Annotated in this window: 17 protein-coding genes; 11 read left to right on the top strand and 6 right to left on the bottom strand. The window is 50.3% G+C overall.

The genetic code is table 11. From position 1 onward, the window contains the following. The first annotated feature begins 17 nt into the window (after nucleotides 1–17). The 11 genes from ACXAGX_RS11820 (at nucleotide 18) to ACXAGX_RS11770 (ending at nucleotide 14,785) form a co-directional block, all read left to right on the top strand. The gene (locus tag ACXAGX_RS11820; protein WP_474838515.1) at nucleotides 18–455 is read left to right on the top strand and encodes a BlaI/MecI/CopY family transcriptional regulator; all 438 of its coding nucleotides are present in this window, start codon (nucleotides 18–20) and stop codon (nucleotides 453–455) included. Then, nucleotides 455–1,375 (top strand): M56 family metallopeptidase, encoded by a 921-nt coding sequence (locus tag ACXAGX_RS11815; protein WP_474838513.1) that lies wholly within the window; start codon nucleotides 455–457, stop codon nucleotides 1,373–1,375. Before ACXAGX_RS11820 ends, ACXAGX_RS11815 begins: the two co-directional genes overlap by 1 nt. Nucleotides 1,376–1,561: 186 nt before the next feature. Next, nucleotides 1,562–2,455 (top strand): response regulator transcription factor, encoded by an 894-nt coding sequence (locus tag ACXAGX_RS11810; protein WP_070126016.1) that lies wholly within the window; start codon nucleotides 1,562–1,564, stop codon nucleotides 2,453–2,455. Nucleotides 2,456–2,462: 7 nt separating this feature from the next. Beyond that, entirely contained in the window at nucleotides 2,463–4,028 is a 1,566-nt protein-coding gene (locus ACXAGX_RS11805) for a tetratricopeptide repeat-containing sulfotransferase family protein (RefSeq protein ID WP_474838511.1), read from the top strand. Between the two features lie 224 nt (nucleotides 4,029–4,252). Further along, nucleotides 4,253–6,688 (top strand): TonB-dependent receptor, encoded by a 2,436-nt coding sequence (locus ACXAGX_RS11800; RefSeq protein ID WP_474823996.1) that lies wholly within the window; start codon nucleotides 4,253–4,255, stop codon nucleotides 6,686–6,688. A 54-nt stretch (nucleotides 6,689–6,742) separates the two neighbouring features. Continuing rightward, nucleotides 6,743–8,215, top strand: coding sequence for an agmatinase family protein (locus tag ACXAGX_RS11795; RefSeq protein ID WP_245680383.1), 1,473 nt, complete (start codon nucleotides 6,743–6,745; stop codon nucleotides 8,213–8,215). Between the two features lie 73 nt (nucleotides 8,216–8,288). Continuing rightward, complete coding sequence (locus ACXAGX_RS11790) at nucleotides 8,289–9,080, top strand: peptidyl-prolyl cis-trans isomerase (RefSeq protein ID WP_474823993.1); 792 nt, start codon at nucleotides 8,289–8,291, stop codon at nucleotides 9,078–9,080. 3 nt (nucleotides 9,081–9,083) lie between these two features. Then, entirely contained in the window at nucleotides 9,084–10,091 is a 1,008-nt protein-coding gene (locus ACXAGX_RS11785; RefSeq protein ID WP_474823991.1) for a HupE/UreJ family protein, read from the top strand. 41 nt (nucleotides 10,092–10,132) lie between these two features. Further along, nucleotides 10,133–11,614, top strand: a complete 1,482-nt coding sequence (locus ACXAGX_RS11780; RefSeq protein WP_474823989.1) for an agmatinase family protein — start codon at nucleotides 10,133–10,135, stop codon at nucleotides 11,612–11,614. A gap of 194 nt (nucleotides 11,615–11,808) precedes the next feature. After that, a complete protein-coding gene (locus ACXAGX_RS11775) occupies nucleotides 11,809–13,323 on the top strand; it encodes an agmatinase family protein (RefSeq protein ID WP_474823987.1) in 1,515 nt (504 codons plus the stop codon). Next, nucleotides 13,313–14,785: an agmatinase family protein gene (locus ACXAGX_RS11770; protein ID WP_474838509.1), complete on the top strand. Its 1,473-nt coding sequence runs from the start codon at nucleotides 13,313–13,315 to the stop codon at nucleotides 14,783–14,785. The genes ACXAGX_RS11775 and ACXAGX_RS11770 overlap by 11 nt, the downstream gene beginning before the upstream one ends. 95 nt (nucleotides 14,786–14,880) lie before the next feature. On the opposite strand, the gene ACXAGX_RS11765 is transcribed toward ACXAGX_RS11770, so the two are convergent. From ACXAGX_RS11765 to ACXAGX_RS11740, 6 genes are all read right to left on the bottom strand, one after another. Then, nucleotides 14,881–15,891 carry a LysR family transcriptional regulator gene (locus ACXAGX_RS11765; protein WP_474838507.1) on the bottom strand — a complete coding sequence of 337 codons (1,011 nt, stop codon included), beginning with the start codon at nucleotides 15,889–15,891 and terminating at the stop codon, nucleotides 14,881–14,883. A 68-nt stretch (nucleotides 15,892–15,959) separates the two neighbouring features. Further along, nucleotides 15,960–16,460: a c-type cytochrome gene (locus ACXAGX_RS11760; protein ID WP_474838505.1), complete on the bottom strand. Its 501-nt coding sequence runs from the start codon at nucleotides 16,458–16,460 to the stop codon at nucleotides 15,960–15,962. Nucleotides 16,461–16,520: 60 nt separating this feature from the next. Beyond that, nucleotides 16,521–17,069 (bottom strand): methylamine dehydrogenase light chain, encoded by a 549-nt coding sequence (locus tag ACXAGX_RS11755; protein WP_070126007.1) that lies wholly within the window; start codon nucleotides 17,067–17,069, stop codon nucleotides 16,521–16,523. Nucleotides 17,070–17,086: 17 nt separating this feature from the next. After that, nucleotides 17,087–17,692, bottom strand: coding sequence for a thioredoxin-like domain-containing protein (locus ACXAGX_RS11750; protein WP_070126006.1), 606 nt, complete (start codon nucleotides 17,690–17,692; stop codon nucleotides 17,087–17,089). A 13-nt stretch (nucleotides 17,693–17,705) separates the two neighbouring features. Then, entirely contained in the window at nucleotides 17,706–18,242 is a 537-nt protein-coding gene (locus tag ACXAGX_RS11745; RefSeq protein WP_474823977.1) for a MauE/DoxX family redox-associated membrane protein, read from the bottom strand. Nucleotides 18,243–18,251: 9 nt separating this feature from the next. Beyond that, entirely contained in the window at nucleotides 18,252–19,370 is a 1,119-nt protein-coding gene (locus ACXAGX_RS11740; RefSeq protein ID WP_474823975.1) for an amine dehydrogenase large subunit, read from the bottom strand. Nucleotides 19,371–19,402 lie beyond the last annotated feature (32 nt).

Below are 19,402 nucleotides of genomic sequence, written 5' to 3'. Positions count from 1 at the left end.
ATAAGAGGTCGGTGTTCATGAAAAACTTCTGTCAGAATTTGTCAGCCTGGTTGGGCGGAAAAAAAGCCACTGACTCACTTCCTGCTCTGGGTAGTCGAGAAATCGATGTACTCAAATTAGTATGGCAGCATGGGGAGCTTAGTGCGCAGGAAATGGTGCTTTATTTTTCCGAGGAGCAACTTTCTCTGAGTACTATGCAAAGCACGCTCGAGCGCCTGCACAGAAAAAATTTACTCAAAAGGCACAAAGTTGGTCGCGCATACGTATACACCGCAGCAGTGTCGCAAAGTGACATTGTTAGCCGCTTGATGGATGACATTGCGCAGCATCTTGGCAATGGCAATTCCGAAGTAATGATTAGCGGTTTTATGTCTTACATTGAGAACCAGGGCGACGACGCCACTCACCAATTAATGAAAACTCGGTTTAAAAAGGATTCTGGTACCCAAAAATAATGGCAATACTGACAGAGCTGTTCAGCTGGTTAATTCTTCTTGTACTCCTTTCCTGGTGCGTATCTGGTCTGTGGGCGGGCATAACGCGGCCGGTGGAAAAGCTGGTGCCGTCGTTGCAAATTCACACCATGATGTTACTGGTGGCAACCCCTGTCGTTGTAGCTACCTTCACCCTTTGGTTTTATCAATTTCCTGCCTTTTCAGATTGGCTGGTGCGAGAGCATTGCCACGATGGTAACTGCAGCCCTCATTCTCTTTACTTACCCGCATCGTTATCATTCAGCCATATTTTGCTGCTGATTGGTGTTGTGGCCATTGCCATTGCCATTCTTATTGTTATTCGAACGGTGCGGCTTAATGCGCGCTATACCCGGGCGCTCAAATCATTTTCAAAGCGGGCCCCGGAAAGCTTGTATCGGGTGGTCGACAGCGAACAAGTCAGTGCCTGGTGCGCGGGTTTCTTTAGTCCGCAGGTGTACGTAACCAGTGGGCTGGTGGCCTCTGCATCGAAGGATGAACTGCATCTTATTGTTCTACATGAGCTTAATCACGTACGTAGGTTGGATAATTTGAAGCGCGCCTTGGCCAGTGTGCTGATGTGTTGCTGGCTGCCGCCGATACGGCGCGCCTTTTCCAGTCAGTTGGCTAATGCGCTGGAAATTCGCAGTGATGTGTACGCAATGAAAACCGCTGACGAAAAAGACGTTGAAAAGTTGCCGGTGGATCTCTGTGCCCGTGATGCCACAACCAGTATTCACTCTGAAGGGCGTCGCGCCATTCTCGGTGCACTACTTTCCAGGCCAGATGCCTCTATTTACGGCGCCGCCATGGTTTATCTTGCAATGGCGCTGTGGTTGTTACTGCTGTTTGCTATTACCGTTAGACTAGCTCACCCGTTATTGGAATATTTACTTCAGTAAACGACTGTCGATGATTAAAGTAATTGTAAATTTATGCGACAAAGCCTGGCGCTTTGTTATTACTATTTTATTTACAATGAGTTAGCTTAATCTACGCAATACTCCCCATATCGACCTATGGCCGCTATAGGTATAGTATATACCTATCCTCCAGTATTGATGACAACACTAACTCTGTGAGTAACTATGTATACGGTATTAGTAGTTGATGACTCTCCGGACTCACTGAGTCTGATAAACGATATTCTCGAAAAAGAAGGGATCAGCACACTCGTAGCTTTGGAAGGCAGTCAGGCAATTACCATTGCTGAGCAAATCAAGCCCGATATTATCCTTCTCGATGCCATCATGCCGAAACTGGATGGTTTTGAAACCTGTAAACGGTTGAAGCAAAACCGTGAACTGCAGCATATTCCGGTGGTATTTATGACCGGCCTCACCGACACTGAAAGCACCTTAAAAGGGCTAAATGCCGGTGGTGTGGATTACATCGTCAAACCCGTTAATCCCGAAGAGTTGATTGCGCGCATTAAAATTCACGCGAACAATGCGCAGATCGCCTCCAGCGCGCAGCAGGCTCTGGACTCCATGGGGCAAAACCTGTTTGCCGTGGACCAGTCAGGTGAACTCTTGTGGGCCACGCCCCAGACCCATGATTTTCTTTCTCGCATTCCCAATGCTGATAACTGGTTTAACGACACACTGTTACCTGCGGTGAAGCAAATTCTCACCAACGGTAGCGACAAATCGGCGAATCAAAAAGTGCCCTATGATGGCGGCGACTGTGAGTTGGCCTTGCTGTTCCATCGTCCAAATGGTGAGTGCACATTCCGCATTAGTCATGCGGTGGAAAATATTTCCGGCGAAGAAAAGCTACGGACTAAATTGCAACTTACTGCCCGGGAATCCGAAGTGCTGTACTGGTTATCCAACGGTAAAACCAATAAAGAAATCGCATTGATTTTAGATATTGGTGCCCGCACGGTGAACAAGCACCTGGAGCAGGTATTTTCCAAATTGAAAGTCGAAAACCGCACCACGGCTGCCGGCATTGCCATCAGGACGTTAGCGGAAGGGTAGTGATGCAATGGTAGTAAATTTAGATGCCTCAGGCCGGTTGAAACAGGCTAATGCGTTGTTCAGCGCCGGAGACATCAAGCAGGCTCACCAAATCTGTGTCGACCTGATCCAACAGCGCTTGCTTATCGGCGATGCCTACCACTTACTTGCACAAATTCACCTTTCCCTACAACAGTTTCAAAAAGCGGCTGAGTTATGTAAGCACGCTATTAAAAATCAAGATAAGACAGACTTCCGGGTAACCCTGTGCCGAGCTTATGCGTTGCTGGGACAAACCGATGCGGTGCTTGCCATCGCAGGTACTGTGCCGCCGTCAGCTACCACAACAGCCTACCAGGCAGACACGCTGGGCGTGGCCCTTTCAGGCTGTAATGAGCACGAAAAGGCGCTGGAATATTTTACTCAAGCTGTGGATCGTAGCCCCACTGCCGCGTATCTGTATAACTACGCGGTAAGCTGTAAGTTCTGCGGCGAGTTAGAGGAAGCGCAACACGCATTGCATCAGCTTCTCGATACTGACCCTGATTTCTATCAAGCGCACTTTGCGTTATCTGAGCTCACCACAGGCGATCAGGCACACACCCATATTCAGGTGTTGCAAAACAAGCTAAGTAACAGCGAACTAGCCCTGGAGCCTTACCTGCATCTTAGCCATGCCCTGGCCCGTGAGCTTGAGAAGCAAAAAGACTATCACCGCGCATTTACTGTGCTGCGTGATGCGAAAGCAAAAAAACAGCGCGACCAGCCGTACAACCCCGAAGCTGACAAGGCGCTATTTGGTTATCTAAGTGAACAATTTACCCAGACAGACGCCATAACTGCGAGTACGCCGTCTCAATCGACTTCAGATCGGCCCATTTTCATTGTTGGTATGCCCCGCTCGGGCACAACACTGGTAGAGCGTATTCTGAGTAGTCATGCCGATGTATCGTCAGGGGGCGAACTGCAAGATTTCAGTATGCTGCTTAAGCAGATATCTGGCGCGGGTGGACACCAGGTGCTGGATGTCCCTACCTTGCAACAAGCGGAAACCGTAGATTACAACCTTATCGCCAGTGCCTACTTACAGCGCACAGCACACATCGGCAAAACCAAGCATTTTGTCGACAAGCTACCGTTCAATTTCTTTTATTTACCATATATTCGCCGTGCCTTTCCGAATGCGAAAATACTCTGCCTGTTACGGGACCCGCTGGACACCTGTGTAGGCAATTACCGGCAACTGTTCAGCATTCAAAATCCTCACTATCACTACACCCAGACACTGGAAGACTGCGCCGATTTTTACCGGCAGTTCAGCGACTGGGTGCACCAATGGCAAACCGTGGATAGCGACAACTTTCTGCTGCTGAGCTACGAAGCGCTTACCGCAGAACCTGAAAAGCATATCCCTGCGCTGATTGAATTCTGTGGACTGCCCTGGGACGACCGCTGTTTGGCAATGGAAAACAACACCGCACCGGTATCGACGGCCAGCAAAATGCAGGTAAAAGAGCCGATAAATCAGCGATCTGTAGGGCGTTGGAAACGCTATCAGCCATTTACAGATGTCATTGAAAGTCGTTTTCGATAAAGACATAAATCAATATTTCAATATTGAAACATTTATTTAACATATTGATGTGAAAGCATTTTCTGCGTCAAATAACGTAGTTCAAATAGCAATAATGCCAGTATTCGTTGCAAATCCTTCAGCACATACTTAATTCGCTGAGGAGATTTACTAAGACCAAAAAGAACGAGAAGCGGTTTGTACATTTCTTTTGGGTAATCAAACAACATAAAACGAGTACACCAATGATGAAAAGCAATGAACAAAGGAAAGTCAGCAAGCTTGCAACAGCTGTAGCTGCAGCGCTTATTCCCATGAGCGGCGTTATTTATTCACAAACGGCTTTTGCGCAGGAAGCTGCCGAGAGTGGCGTTGAGAAAATTGAAGTTACCGCTACTCGCCGTGCTGGCTCACTTCAAGAAGTGCCAATTAACATTTCTGCCGTGACGAACGATCTGATGGAACAGCAGGATATCGAAGAAATTGAAGATATCGCGCGCTGGGTACCGGGTCTGACTATTTCAGATCAAGGCGGTCGTGATTCATCACCAATCATTGTTCGTGGTCTTAACACCAACTCTTCAGGCGGTGGTTCAAATGGTACCGTTGCCACTTATGTGGGTGAAGTACCGCTATTTGTTAACTTGCGTCTTTTCGATATCGACCGTGTAGAGGTACTCATTGGGCCTCAAGGTACGCTTTACGGTGCCGGAACACTGGGCGGTGCTATTCGTTACATTCCTAAGAAAGTCGACCTGGACTTTGTATCCGGTTCGATTAACGGCGACCTGTACAAAACGGCTGAAAGCGGCAGCATGGGTGGTGAAGCCGGCTTCGTGTTCAATGCGCCAATCATTGAAGGTGAGCTGGGTTTCCGCGCCGCCTTTAACTACTCTGATGATCCTGGTTTCATTGATTACAATTACCTCGTTCGTGAGTCTGGTACATCACTGCCTGATCCTGATTTTTCAGACCCTGAAGCCGTAGCAGCGAACCTGTACTCAGAAGAAGACGGCAACACGTTCGAGCAGACGGCTGCCAAGCTGCAGCTGCGTTGGGCGCCGACTGACTGGTTTGATTCCACACTGGGATACACCTATCAGAAGGACGATATTGGTGCCAGTGCCGATACTCACTATCAGTCTCTTTCAAGCGAAAACCCGCTGAGTTCGCTGGTCGGTGAATACGACAACGCATCTCGTTTCCTTGACCCTATGGAGCGTGAAACGGAACTGTTAAGCCTGGAAATGAGCGTAGATTTAGGTTTCGCCGAGTTGGTTTCTTCGACCGGTAAATCTAAAACAACCCGCGATCTTAGCGGTGACGTTACCGATTTGCTGATTCGTCTGAGCTACGGCTACGAAGAATTTCCGGCATTCTCTGGTGTGACACAAAGCTACAGCGAAGAAGAAAACTTAACGCAGGAACTGCGCCTGGTTTCTACTGACGATGGTCCGCTAAGCTGGATTGTGGGTGGTTACTACAACAAAAACGATTACCGCCGCGACTATCGTGAGTTAACTGAAGGCTTCGATGAATTTGCCATTAACACCTGGGGGGCTACTGGTCCGTTGCGTCCTGATAGCATTGAGTACATTTCTTACGGTATTGATGCCGTGAAAGAAATGGCGATTTTCGGTGAGCTGAGTTACGAAGTGACTGACAAGCTGGATATTACGCTGGGTATGCGTCAGTACAAGTACGAAGTTGAAACGGAATCAGATACCGACTTGCCGTTATACCAGACTGTATTTAATGGCCGCGATCCAGACTCCATCGTATTCGAACCGAATACGGCTGAAGGCGATGACAACGGTAACCTGTTAAAATTCAACGCCAGCTACCAGTTTACTGATGACCTGATGGGTTACGTAACGGTAAGTGAAGGCTTCCGTATTGGTGGCGTAAACACGGTGGCGGCATGTCCTGACAACGTAGACGAAATTGAAAACCAGCTTATTTGTGCCCGTGCAGACGAAATCATGTACGAAGCCGATACCACCACAAACTATGAAGTGGGCGTAAAAGCAAGCTGGCTGAAGAACAAGCTTACTACCAACCTGGCGGTGTTCAACGTAGACTGGGATGATCCACAGGTTGCTGGTATCACTGAAAACGGCGCGGTAGGTATTACCACTAACGCTGGCGGTGCAAACGCAAAAGGTGTCGAATTAAGTGTTCGTGCCTCACTCACTGACGAACTCACCATGTATAGCGCCTATTCTTACGCGACTACAGAAATGACCTCAGACGCCTACGGTATCTTCGGTAGCACTGGCGATGTGGTTTACGACGGTGATCGTTTGCCGGGTGCGCCTGAGCATCAGATTTCTGTTGGTCTGAACTACGCCACTGAGCTGTGGAGCCGCGCCCTGGACCTAAGCTATGGTCTGACTGCCCAGAGCGATTCATACTCTACCTTAGGTCTTAAAAACTTTGGTGAAGTGGTACCGGGCTATGCACTGAGCAACTTAAGTGCGAAGCTGTCTGATGACGACTGGGATGTGACCTTCTACATCAACAACCTGTTTAACAAGTATGCGTTCACCAACCCGTCACGGAACTGGGGTGATATCCTCGACCCAGAAATGAACCGTACCGACCTGCAACGTGGCTACTCGCACTATGTGCTAACCCCGCGCACCATCGGGCTGAAGTTCCAATACCGTTTCGGTATGTAAGCTAAAAGGGGTTCGGCACAAGCCGGCCCCTGTTTTGTTTAAGGAAGAAGAAAATTGAAACAACGCACACGCTTTATGAGCGCTCTAATGAGCGGATTGCTGGCCTGTTCTTTGGGCTTTTCTGCGTTTGCTGAGGAAGCTGAAACGCCAATGCCAGACAGCTTCAAAGCCAAAATTAAAAACATTCCGGAAGAAAAACTCGAAATTCTCGAATCGCCCATGCCAGAGATGCTGCTGGGCACCATGGAACGCTTTTACAAAGCCATGGAGAAGAAAACCCCTGAGCAGGTTGAAGCTTATCTCGACGGTATGATTGAAGTGGCAGAAGCCAGCAAGTTCAATCCCGAAACCGATATGGCGTCCATTCCGCTAAATACCGAATCTAAAGGCTTTAACTCGTGGAAAACTGAGCGCCCACAAGTGCTGAACCCAAAGCGTGAGCCGGGCCCTATTCATTTGAGTCGCTATATGGGCGGCTGGAACACCGGCATTAAAACCTTTGCCAATGCCCCCCTGGCTATTTACCCCGACGACCTGATTGCCGGAGATGTAGACGTGGCTATTGTCGGTGCACCGCTGGACATGGGGTCGTATTATCGCGGTCAGAAATTCGGGCCTCAGGCCATGCGCAACGAATACGGCGCTGGTGGTGTAGACATGAACACCATGGTCGATCCAAGCCGTGTGTTGAGCATTGTGGATTATGGTGATATTGCCATCGACAACATGAGCACTGAGCTATCGGTTCAACATGTGCGGGAACGGGTTCGTGAAATCGCTGAAACTGGCACTATTCCATTCATTGTGGGTGGTGATCACTCACTGGAATATCCTGACGTGGCGGCGCTGGCGGATGTTCATGGCAAAGGCAGTTTCGGTGTGGTTCACTTTGACTCCCATTACGATGCTGGTAAAGGTCGTCCACACTGGCTGACACACGGACAACCGGTTTACCGTGCGGTGAAAGAAGGGCACGTGAATCCCGAAAACTACATCCAGATTGGTTTGCGTGGTCCATGGCCGGGTCCGGAAGGGTTCGAATGGATGCGTAACAACGGCATGCGCTATCACACCATGGCGGAAGTCGAGAAGAAAGGCTGGAAGGAAGTGATGGAAGCGGCGCTGGCAGAAGCCCGTGAAGGTGGCAAGAAGCTGTACATATCTTTCGATGTTGACGTAATCGACCCCGCATTTGTGCCTGGCACGGGTACACCGGTTCCTGGCGGTTTGACCATGCGTGAAGCCATTCCAATCGTCCGTGGCCTGTGTGCGCAGAACGACATGGTGGGTTTTGAAATTGTAGAACTCGACCCGCTGCTCGACCCGACTTATCGTTCAGCACTGAACTCCAACTTTGTCATGCATGCTTGTTTAACCGGTATTGCCATGCGTAAGGAAGGCATTGCCGATCCCCATTATTTCTCTGAACTCACCACCGAACACATGCAGCCGGAAGCGGGCATTAAAGGTCGCGAGGAAGGGTTAAGGGAAGAAGTGGATGTTAACTACGCGAAACCTCAGCAGTAATTAAACAGTAAGTCTGGCCGGTGGCACACCCTGCCGCCGGCCTCATAGTTTTATATTTACAGGTGCAGTATTGATGCTTAAGAAATTTTTGCGGGACCCGCTTCTCATGTTTGTGGTGTTGGGCGTAGTGGTATTTGCGTTGTATTACAGCGTGGAAGATACCAGCCAGGAAGTGGTGGAATTAAGTGAAATTAACCGCAAAGTCTTTGCTGAACAGTTTGAAATGCTCACCGGCCGGGAAGCGACCGCAGAAGACCGGGAAAAAATAGAAAGTGATTATATTCAGGAAGAGGTGCTGTTCCGGGAAGCAATAAAAGCGGGCATGTACCTTACCGATCCGGAAGTGCGCTCGAAGCTTATTGAGGAAATGCGCTATCAGGTAACGGGGGCCATTCCAGAGCCCGAAGAAACCGAGCTGGTGGCGTATTACTTGGAACACATCGACCGCTATTTCGTTGAAGCCACTTATAGTTTTCGTCACGTTTACTTTGAACAGTTACCAGAAAACGCCGATGCCATTCTTGCGCAGTTGCAGGCGGGAGAAGAGGTTGCCGGTGATGAATTCTGGCGTGGTCGTGTATTGCCCAATTACGGTATCAGCATGATTCGCGGTATGTTCGGTAAAGCCTTTCTGGATGAACTGGGCACGCACATGGATGGGCAATGGTATGGCCCGGAAGAATCCCTGCTCGGCTGGCACTATGTGCTGGTGACTGGCGCCACTGAACGCTCGCCGCTGAGTTTCGACGAAGCACGTATGCAGGTCACTAACGACTACACGGTAGATAAACTGCAGCAATCGGTAGAAGACTACATCGACGGCTTGGGTGATGAATACAAAATCATTCGTCACAGCGGAGAATAAGTCGTGAGCAGAATATTCTCACTTTGCTCTGCGCTTATCTTTTCATTACTGATGCTGTTGGCGGGTTCCGCTACGGCAGATGTGTTCAACGCTGCAGAGTTTCGTCTTACCGATGATGAACACGGTGATGGCTATCGCTTCACTGCTCAGCTACCTACTTCTGTGGCGGTAACCGATATTCTTGAAGTACCCGAGAACTGTCAGGTTGAAGGTATCAACCAGCAACGCTTTGGTACAAATACCTTATTTACCTACGATATTGCCTGCTCAGGGCCACTGGCCGACGATGCGGTGATCATAACGCCCTGGTATCTCGATGGCGGCAAACTGCAGGTAAATACCCGAGATGATCAGTTTGCTACCACGCTGAAACGTTCTCTAAACACCATGGAAATTCCCATGGTGAAGGCTGGGCCGCTTACGTTAAGCGCAGAGGAAACAATAAAGCGTTACCTGTGGCAAGGCATGCTGCATATCTGGTTTGGCTGGGATCATCTGGCGTTTGTACTGTGCTTGTGTCTGCTGGCCAGTGGTTATCGATTATTGGGGCTTATCAGCACCTTTACGGTAGGGCATTCGCTTACACTGGCGCTGTCTTATTTTCAGGTGTTGCAGGTTCCAATCGCGCCCATTGAAGTACTGATTGCCCTGTCAATTTCGCTCATGGCCCGGGAAGCCATTATGCGTATGGGCGACCAACAAAAGGTGGCGATGACAGCCAGCATTGGTGTGGTCATTCTGTTCGGGCTGATCCATGGCTTAGGCTTTGCCAGCGCATTGTCTGAACTGGGTGTGCCGCAGAATGAAGTGGGCTTAGCCTTGTTGTTCTTCAACGTGGGTGTGGAAGTCGGGCAGGTGGTATTTATTGGCTTAGTGTATCTCGTCGGCCAGTTATTAAAAGATACCAAAGCGGACAGACCGGTGCGCTACAGCGCGCTGGCATTTGTCGGCACCCTGGGCATGTTCTGGGTGATTGAACGGATTAACGGATTTGGTGGCGGACTGCTTTAAGTCAGACGCCGCAATAATAAAAATTTAGAGGAATAAAGACCATGGCGAAGAAAAGATTGGGACTGCTGCTATTAGCCTGTCTATTAAACAACCTGCCATTGCACGCCGCAGAAGAGAACAAAGCCGCGGAAACTCAGCCGTTACCGGCCTGGTTCCAGGAAAAAGTAAAAGGCATGTCGGAAGACGATCTTGCCGTACTACACACGCCCATGGTGGAAATGTTATTGGGCACCCGTGAGCGTTTCTTCGACTCCATGAAGGAAAAGTCGAAAGAAGAGATTGCAGCTTACATCGCGGGCATGAACCGGGTACGCAGCGACAGCTTGTTTAATCCAGAGAAAGACATGGCCTCGATTCCACTGAATACGGAATCTGAAATGTTTAATTCATGGAAAGTGGAGCGGCCGAAAAGCTTAAACCCCGAGCGCGAGCCGGGCCCGTTCTATCTTTCTCGCTACGCCACAGCTGGTCGTCAGCAACCCGGCGTGCAAACCTTTGTGGGCGCACCGGTGGCGATTTATCCTGACGACTTAATCGCCGGTAAAGTGGATGTGGCCATTGTTGGCGCGCCGCTGGACATGGGCTCTTACTATCGTGGTCAGCGTTTCGGGCCACAGGCTATCCGTTCCGGTCGTTACCGTGGTGGCATTGATATGGCCACGTTGGTCGACCCTAGCAAAGTGCTGAGCATTGCCGACTACGGCGACATTGCCATCGATAACATGAGTACCGAAATCTCTATTCAGCACGTACGCGAGCGGGTGCGAGAAATTGCTGAAACCGGCACCATTCCGTTCATTGTCGGCGGTGACCACTCGCTGGAATACCCGGATGTTGCCGCATTAGCCGATGTGCACGGCAAAGAGAGCTTTGGTGTGATTCACTTTGACTCCCATTATGATGCGGGTAAAGGCAGCGTGCACTGGATGACTCACGGGCAACCGGTTTATCGCATTGTGAAAGAAGGGCACGTTAATCCGGAAAACTATATTCAGGTGGGACTGCGCGGCCCTTGGCCAAGCCCGGAAGGGTTTGAATGGATGCGTAACAACGGCATGCGCTATCACACCATGGCCGAAGTCGAGAAGAAAGGCTGGGATGCGGTGGTAGAAGAAGCCTTAACCGAAGCGCGAAACGGCCCTGAGAAACTGTATATCTCGTTTGATGTGGATGTTATCGACCCGGCATTTATTCCTGGCACCGGCACACCGGTTCCTGGCGGTTTAACCATGCGTGAAGCCATTCCATTGGTGCGTGCACTGTGTGCAGAACACGATATCGTTGGCTTTGAACTGGTAGAGCTAGACCCGCTACTCGATCCAACATACCGTTCTGCGCTGAACGCCGGTTATATTATGCAGGCGTGCTTAACCGGTGTAGCCATGCGAAAAGAAGGCATCACCGACGGTAAATATCTGTCTGAATTGTCTACCGAGCACCATCAACCGCAAGCGGGTATCGAAGGCAAAAAAGCCGGTAAGCGTGAAGAAGTCGACCCGGATTTCGCTTATCCTCAGCGCTAATTAACCTTAGCTAGCTACCCCAACAAAAGCCGTCTGTAAGCACTACGCTCAGGCGGTTTTTTTTCGTTAAAACACTGTTCAGTTTTTCTACTACGTCATTTTACGGGGGAGATGACTTATTGTTCTGCAACACCCCGGATTTTATAGTCATTCTACGTCTTCTTATAACGTAAGCTCCTATAACGTAAATGATTATGAAAGCGAAACTTGTTCCTCTGGTTGCCGCCACCCTGGCAGCCCTGTATTGCTCTACGTCGCTTGCCGCTGCAGATACCGAGGAGGCCATTGAAAAGCTGCCTCCTTCACTGCCAGGACAAGTCCACGCAAGAATTGATTCTGCCACACCGGGACTGATGCCGGTTAAGCCTCTCGAAGAGGTGCCAGACGATATTATGGCCATGCTAAACAAACTGCCTGAGGCAAAACGGGAGTTTGTGCTTAGCGGTAAAGGTGCTGGCGTGCTAAAGCCCGACATTATGTACGAATTACTGCGTAAAGCCTCTGCGGCTGAAGTGACTCAATATGTCGATACCATGATGGAAGTGTACGACCGGGTGCAGTACAAGAAAGGTCGCGACACCGACCAAATTGAAATGAATCGTTCTGCAGAAAATTACAATACCTGGCGCGTTAAGCGTCCGGCAGAGCTCGATCCTGAACGTGAGCCGGGGCCCATCTCACTAGGGCGGTATCTTGGCGGTGGTCGTTCTGGCATTCCTACGTTTGCTGGTGCGCCTGTGGCGAAAACGCCGGAAGATTTAAAAGCAGGGGAAGTGGATGTGGCCATTCTGGGTGCGCCATTAGACATGGGGTCGGGTTGGCGTGATGCCATTCATGGCCCACTGGCCATGCGTATGAATGGCCGTGGACTTGGCGGTACCGATGTATCTACCATGGTAAACCCTGGCGCAGTATTGAATATCGTGGATTACGGTGACGTCGCTATCGATCAATTAAGCACGGAACGTAGCATGCAGGAAGTACGCAGCATGGTTCGCGAAGTGGCGGAAACCGGCACCATTCCGTTCATTGTCGGGGGCGATCACTCCCTCGAATACCCTAACGTAGCCGCCATGGCCGACGTTTACGGCAAAGGCAAAGTGGGCGTGGTGCATTTCGATGCGCACTTAGACACCGGTCGCGGCCGGGTGCACTTGCTTGACCACGGTCAGCCTATCTATCGGCTGATGAAAGAAGCCCACGTTCGCCCCGAAGATTACATTCAGGTGGGCTTACGTGCGCACTACAGCAAAAGCTACTACGAGTGGGAAAAAGAAATTGGTATGCATTATCATTCAATGGCGGAAGTTGAGCGCCGTGGCTGGGATGCAGTAATGGAGCGTGTGGTTGAAGAAGCGTCTACCAATACCGAGTATTTGTATGTGTCGTTCGACGTAGATGTGCTCGATCCCGGTTTCCAGTCGGGCACCGGCACACCGGTTTCTGGCGGCCTCACCATGCGTGAAGCCATTCCTATTGTGCGCCGTTTGTGTGCTGAAAGTAATCTGGTGGGTTTCGACATCGTTGAACTAGCCCCTGCGTTGGATGCCAGCTACGTAAGTACATTAAACGCTAACAGCATCATGTTTGCCTGCCTCACCGGTGTAGCCATGCACAAGAAGGGTATTAAGCAGAAGGGCTTTATCAGTGACCTGTCTTCTGAACACGGTCAGACCGACTACTACGGAGACAGCAAAGATGAAAAATAAGATCACCGTTTCTGGCCGTTTGGGCTTGATAAGCAGCGCAGTTGTCGTTGGCCTAACCCTAGGTGGCTGTGAGTCTACGGCGAAACCGGCAGCAGAAATGCCGGAAGTGACCATAAACGCGCACACCGAACTTTTTAATCAAACAGAAAAAGCGTTCATTGCTGATGCGCGAAGTTTGGCGGTTTTTGGTCTCACTCCTGACAAAATGCAGGTGAAGCTTGCCGAGAAGTCGCCGGAAGAGGCTAAAAAGCTGGTTGCGGCCATGATGGCCACCCTGGCTCAGCGTAGTTATTCTTCAATTACGCAGCCAACCAGCGATACCGATGAAAACGGTATTCACGAGCCCATGTCGATTATGGCAGACACCGGTATTGTGCCGCTAAACCCCGATGCGGGTGGCTACAATGGTCGCACTGTGTTGCAGCCTGCACTTTTCGATAAATACAAGCGTGAACCAGGCCCGTTCAGTCTCGACCGTTATCTTGACGAAAAAGGCGGGATCCCAACCTTCGCTGATGCGCCGGTGGCGATTCGCCGGGCTGATTTAGAAGCCGGGAATGTGGAAGTCGCTTTCGTCGGCGTACCGCTAGCGCTAAGCTCTGGCTGGCGTGACTCGAAAAACGCACCCACCATCATGCGCGGCATGTACGGACTTTCCGGCTATAACGTGACCGGCGGTGTTGATCCGTCGCTGGTACTGAACATTGCCGACTACGGCAATATTTCAGTAGACAATATGAGCCCGGAACTGAACGTTGAACACGTTGAAGAACAGCTTTCCGACATGATAGCGGCGGGCACAATTCCGTTTATCGTTGGTGGCGACCATTCGCTAATGTATCCCAGCGTAAAGGCGGTAACGGCAAGTTACCCTGAAGAGAGCGTAACGGTGCTGCATCTCGATGCTCATTACCGTGGCGAGCGTGGCCTCGACCATTATTATTCTGATATGCAGAGTGTGTCTAATTTGATTGAGCAGGATATTTTGCCTGGCAGTCAGTTGGTACAGCTTGGATTACGCGGAGCATCGCAGGATAAAGAAGCGCTGACCTGGTTACGTGAGCAGAAAGTGAAATATCACACCATGGCCGAAGTCGACAGCAAAGGCTGGGAGCCGGTGATGGAAGCGGCATTAAGCGAGCTGAAAGCGGGTAAAGGGAAAACCTTTATTTCCTTTGATATGAGCGTTGTCGATCCATCGCAAGTAAGCGGCGCGGGACAGCCGGTGGCGGGAGGCATTTCCGTTCGCCAGGCCATGACTACCGTACGCAGGGCCTGTGCGGAAACCGATGTGGCGGGTTTCGAACTACTGGGTATGGCGCCGTATCTCGACCTCACCTACAACTCCGCACTGAGTGCGAATCAAATCATGCATGCGTGTCTCACCGGCGTGGCCATGCGTAAGGAAGGCATAAACAAAACAAACTATGTCGACCCAATGGCCCTGTCACACGGTGGTTAACTGCACGTCTGCAATCTGAAGCAAAAAAGAAGAGGCTGACGCCTCTTCTCTATTGTGTCTCCCTGTTAAAGCCCGTCAGAAATGATGGGCTTTGTTTATTTACAGGCTGCGAGATAATTTACATTGCTTTTCGACTGGCAAAGCTCAGTTTCAGAGTTGCGATAGATAAAGTCGCCGGTCCATGCGCCGCTGACGTTGGCTTCACGGGAAAGCGAAACCACTTTATCAATCACCAGGCTCATCGCTTTGGTAATGGTTTTATCTACGTGGGTGTTTATGTTCACTTCGCGCTTGAGCTCTTCATCTCGTAGTGGCACTAACTTAACCAGTCCATGCTCGGCTAAGTGATAGGCGGCTGAGGAAGGCACAATCATAAGTCCCTTGCCATCAGTAATCACACGTAGGGCGGTAGAAAGTTGACCAAATCCGGGCAGCAGTTTTAACTTCTTGCTGTGCTTGTCTTCCATGCTTTTTAGCACATCGTATAGCGACTCTTTGTGGCCCGGTGTCATGATTTCCAGATTACACAGTGCATCAAAGGTCAGAGCATCGAGGGATAGGAGCTGCCGGTAGGTGTTGCATTTCCCTTTTGTACCCACCGCAAGATATAAATCTTCCCGCAGTAGCGGCTTACTCAGAATATTCGCTGTTGGCATTTCTTCTTTATAGCTCAGCGCAATGTCGATTTCTTTGTCGGCCAGGGCTTTATTGAGAATTTTAGAGGGCAGCGTGGTGATCTGAACTTTAATGTCGGGGAAAGACTCGCAAATACTTTCGATAAGCGGAATAGCGAGCACGTTACCAATCGCTTGGGTAAGTCCAAGGGAAACCGTGCCGCTGGGGTATTTGGCTAAATCAGTAATAACCGCTTTAGCGTGAATCATCCGGTTAAGGAGTTCGGTGGCATGGGTGTAAAACAGCTGCCCACTTTCGGTTAGCTGCACGCCTTTGTAATTACGCTCAAACAGCGCGTTTTTTAATTCGTACTCTAAGTTCGCGAGTTGCTGGCTTATGCTGGGCTGAGCAACATCGAGTTCTCTGGCTGCTGCGGTAATGCTTCCGTGTTTAGCGGTGGCAACAAAATATTGAAGTTGCTTGAAGTTCATCAGTGATTCTCCATTTTACCGGTACACCGTTGTGCGTCCTGACAGTGTTTAGCCTCCGTAAAAAACCACTAATTCCACGGGTAATGGTCGGGCAGTGCTATCCCTCTTTTTTCCAGTCTCTTGCTGATATCACGGCGCAGTTTTACGAGATCTTCAGGGGGATTTTCCCGTAGTTTAGCAACCTGTTCGGCGGTGAACCTATAAGTTGAATTAGGGACACTTTCCGCGCCAAATGACGTAATTACATAGTTCATAATATCTGCTGCATCCTGATCGCTAATTCCCGCGCTCATGACACCGCCTACATTCACCATGTACCAGGCACCTTCTTCGTCATACAAAAACGCCCCAATTCTAGGTGGCATCATTGGTACATCGGCTTCAATTTCTCCCTTGCCATCAAGGCCATGGCAACCGCCACAAAACAGCGCGTATTTGTTGGCTACTGGTGCGTCATCGGCAATGCCGTGAATAGAGGAAAGATTGCCGTTAGCAAAAGTTGGAGCACTAAGCAGCAAGGCTGCCGGGAGCAGGGCGCGACTGAAAATTTTCAGCGTTATTGGTTTCATTATTACCCTCCGATAAAGCCGGCCGAAGCCGGCTTAGTTTTAGAAATTACGTATTAAAATTTACGCAGTACCGACAATGGCAGCAACAGTACAGTGATAGGCGTTTTTATTGTTCGCCATACACCAGTTAATGCCATTGTGCAGACCAAGACGGTATCCCGGACGCTCACGCTCGTGATTACTGCAACGACAGCCATTACAAGACATCTTGCCGCAACAGTCGTTATAGCTGATGAGGTAAGACTTTTCGTCGTCTGGGTTTTCACAGGTACCAATCCACGACACTTTTGAGATGTCGCTGCCAGGAGGGCAGTCGGTTACTGAACCGCCGCAGCAAGTACATAAGGTGCCCGACAATGCACAGTAGCGCCAATAGTCGCACTGCTGATCGTCGGCGCTAAATGCGCTGTCACCTTTTTGTTCGAATTCTGCAGCAGCCGCTTCGCCAAAACGGTCGTAGGGCAACATGGGCACTACCGCCATGCCTACCATGGCTTGGCCGGCTTTAGCCAGAAAGCTTCGGCGACCAGAATTAGTAGCCTGGCGACGGACGGAACGTTCAGCCACGCTATCTAACTTGTCTTTAAGTTTAGATAAAATTTCTATCATTATTGTCTCCTTCGGGGTTATGCGTGGGCAGAAGTTTCCGCCTGCTCAATATAAGTTTGTACCGATGCAACACCCATTTCCTTGGCGTTGAACAGGCTTTCGATTTGTTCACGGTTGTTTACCAGACCTTTCGCCAGTACGTTGCCGTTTTCACCAATTAGCACCGCGAACGGCAGACGGCTAACGCGGAATGCCAGGCCCAACTCAGTAGACAGTAGGTAAGGGAACGCAGACAGCTTGTGCGACTCAATAAACTTCGCGTGCTCTTCTGCCTTGCCGTCGCTGGCCAATACCACGTTCAGCCAGGTACGCTCGTCGTTCTGAATTTTGTTCAGTAGCGGAATAAGCTTCTTACATACCGGGCAGGTAGGTGATAGGAAGAACAGCAAGGTGCTGTGCGACTGCTGACCACCTACACTTACCGCGCCAGTGCCACTTAATGACTGAATATCGAATTGCGGAGCAGGCTGGCCAACAGCGGGACCGCTATCGGTAACCAGTGCTCCTAATGGCGCTACACGTTCAAACAGAATGCCGGTTTGACGGGCCAGCGCCCACACGGCAACAACCAGTGCCAGCACCACAACGAAGAGAACACCAACAATAATGTCAATTGCTTCCATAATATTTTCCTTATTAACGTAACTTTGATACCACGATGTGGGCTTTAATTTTGAGAAGTTGTTCGAATAGCATGATGCCGCACCACAGCATGACGATGCTCAGCACGCAGGTGGCCGCAGGGGCAAAACCGCTGATTTGTTCAACCGGCAACAATGCCGCTGTTGCGGCAATAGCGGCATACACGCCGTTGCGCAGTAAATGCCACGGCGTAATACCCTGACCGGTACCGCCACAGCCACAGTCGATAGAAACCCGACCGCGTTTGAGGTTGATACCGATTGATGCAGCATAGGCCAGCAACATTGCCATAGCGCCTAATGCGCCTGCGCTTCGCAGCGACGGGACCAGCAGTGAAACGGTAATGGCCAGTTCAGCAATGATCACCAGCACGGTAACCGCAGGCACAGTGGCTTCAGGTAACAAACGGTAGTCCCGAATGATGCCCTGTGTTTCGAAAAAGTTGAGCAGCTTGCCTACCGCTGCTTTAGCAAAGATCAGTGCGATAAGACCGGCACTGATGGCGGATAACATGGCAATTCCGGAATCCATAAGCACTCCCTACAGCACAAACGCTGACGGACGGTCCATCTTCATGAACTTGTCGCGACGCAGGGTATAGGCAGCGTTAGGATCAACGAAATAGCGCACCAGACCGTGAGACTTGGTACCCAGGAACAAATACTTGCCATCTCCCGAGTAGTACTGCACAGAGATGCCGTCGGAAATGGTGCTGCGCGACACTATCTTGTTGGCTTTGTAGTCGTATACCCAAGCTTCGGTAGCCGGTTCGATGTGCGAGCCGTCCCAGGCTTCTTCCTGCATCAGGATATACAGGTAGCTGGTGCCTGGTATTTTGCTCATTAGCTGATAGCCGCTGGGCTTATAGTTGCCTGGCTCACCTTCAGGAACGATTTGCTTTTTGCTTTTCAGTACGGCGCGGTCGCCGCTGATATCGATGGTGTAGAAATTGCCGTTGAAGGAAACGAAGAACAGGGTGTCGCCATCACGCTCAGCAAAGACAAACAGTGGGTCTTGATCCACATCGAAAATCACGTCGCTACGCTTGGTGGAGTCGTATTCGCCAGAGTCTTTCACGGTAACCGTGGAAATACGGCCGTCACCACACAGAGCCGCAAAGCGGTCTTCGTCTTTCATCACCGGATACACGCCCCAGCAACCCGGTAGAGGCACTTCTGCAGCCTGTTCTTTGGCTTTCACATCAAACACGGTGACCGAGGTGGCCGGTGTCGCGTTTTGCATGAACAGCCACTTCTGCTTTGCTGAACCTTGCATGAAGGGGATTTGCATGCCGGTCATGGCAAGTTTGTCGGTAATAGGCACTTCCAAAGTGGGCTCTAGAGTTTCTAAGTCCCAAAAGCGGATGTTGTCGTGCTTGGCACCCTCACGACCTTTATCGTAGTAAGTGCGGGTGGTGTAGAGCGTTTTTTTATCCAGCGACATCACTTTCTGCGTCGCTTCTGAAATGGTGCCCTGATGAGTGAAATCTTCAGGGTTGATCACATGAGAGCGTTCCCACTCCGACACAATGATGTGCGGGGTGTCAGGGAGCTTTTCGACTTTGCCGACTTTCTCAATAGCCAGTTCGGCACTGGCTGAATGCACGATAGCCGCGGCAGAAAGTGCCGAACAAACCGTGATGAGCTTGCGTAGTTTCATAGTGTTCCTCTTTTTATGAAGGGCGCGCAGCA

The organism is Alteromonas sp. ABV4_515 (assembly GCF_056160345.1).
The sequence above is the reverse complement of the archived record's forward strand: the minus strand, read 5'-3'. Positions and strand labels throughout refer to the sequence as shown.

What these genes read in the sequence shown, in the direction of transcription:
- ACXAGX_RS11820 (WP_474838515.1), top strand. Translation starts at nt 18, where the DNA reads ATGAAAAACTTCTGTCAGAATTTGTCAGCCTGGTTGGGCGGAAAAAAA.
- ACXAGX_RS11815 (WP_474838513.1), top strand. Translation starts at nt 455, where the DNA reads ATGGCAATACTGACAGAGCTGTTCAGCTGGTTAATTCTTCTTGTACTC.
- ACXAGX_RS11810 (WP_070126016.1), top strand. Translation starts at nt 1,562, where the DNA reads ATGTATACGGTATTAGTAGTTGATGACTCTCCGGACTCACTGAGTCTG.
- ACXAGX_RS11805 (WP_474838511.1), top strand. Translation starts at nt 2,463, where the DNA reads ATGGTAGTAAATTTAGATGCCTCAGGCCGGTTGAAACAGGCTAATGCG.
- ACXAGX_RS11800 (WP_474823996.1), top strand. Translation starts at nt 4,253, where the DNA reads ATGATGAAAAGCAATGAACAAAGGAAAGTCAGCAAGCTTGCAACAGCT.
- ACXAGX_RS11790 (WP_474823993.1), top strand. Translation starts at nt 8,289, where the DNA reads ATGCTTAAGAAATTTTTGCGGGACCCGCTTCTCATGTTTGTGGTGTTG.
- ACXAGX_RS11780 (WP_474823989.1), top strand. Translation starts at nt 10,133, where the DNA reads ATGGCGAAGAAAAGATTGGGACTGCTGCTATTAGCCTGTCTATTAAAC.
- ACXAGX_RS11775 (WP_474823987.1), top strand. Translation starts at nt 11,809, where the DNA reads ATGAAAGCGAAACTTGTTCCTCTGGTTGCCGCCACCCTGGCAGCCCTG.
- ACXAGX_RS11770 (WP_474838509.1), top strand. Translation starts at nt 13,313, where the DNA reads ATGAAAAATAAGATCACCGTTTCTGGCCGTTTGGGCTTGATAAGCAGC.
- ACXAGX_RS11765 (WP_474838507.1), bottom strand. Translation starts at nt 15,891, where the DNA reads ATGAACTTCAAGCAACTTCAATATTTTGTTGCCACCGCTAAACACGGA.
- ACXAGX_RS11760 (WP_474838505.1), bottom strand. Translation starts at nt 16,460, where the DNA reads ATGAAACCAATAACGCTGAAAATTTTCAGTCGCGCCCTGCTCCCGGCA.
- ACXAGX_RS11755 (WP_070126007.1), bottom strand. Translation starts at nt 17,069, where the DNA reads ATGATAGAAATTTTATCTAAACTTAAAGACAAGTTAGATAGCGTGGCT.
- ACXAGX_RS11750 (WP_070126006.1), bottom strand. Translation starts at nt 17,692, where the DNA reads ATGGAAGCAATTGACATTATTGTTGGTGTTCTCTTCGTTGTGGTGCTG.
- ACXAGX_RS11745 (WP_474823977.1), bottom strand. Translation starts at nt 18,242, where the DNA reads ATGGATTCCGGAATTGCCATGTTATCCGCCATCAGTGCCGGTCTTATC.
- ACXAGX_RS11740 (WP_474823975.1), bottom strand. Translation starts at nt 19,370, where the DNA reads ATGAAACTACGCAAGCTCATCACGGTTTGTTCGGCACTTTCTGCCGCG.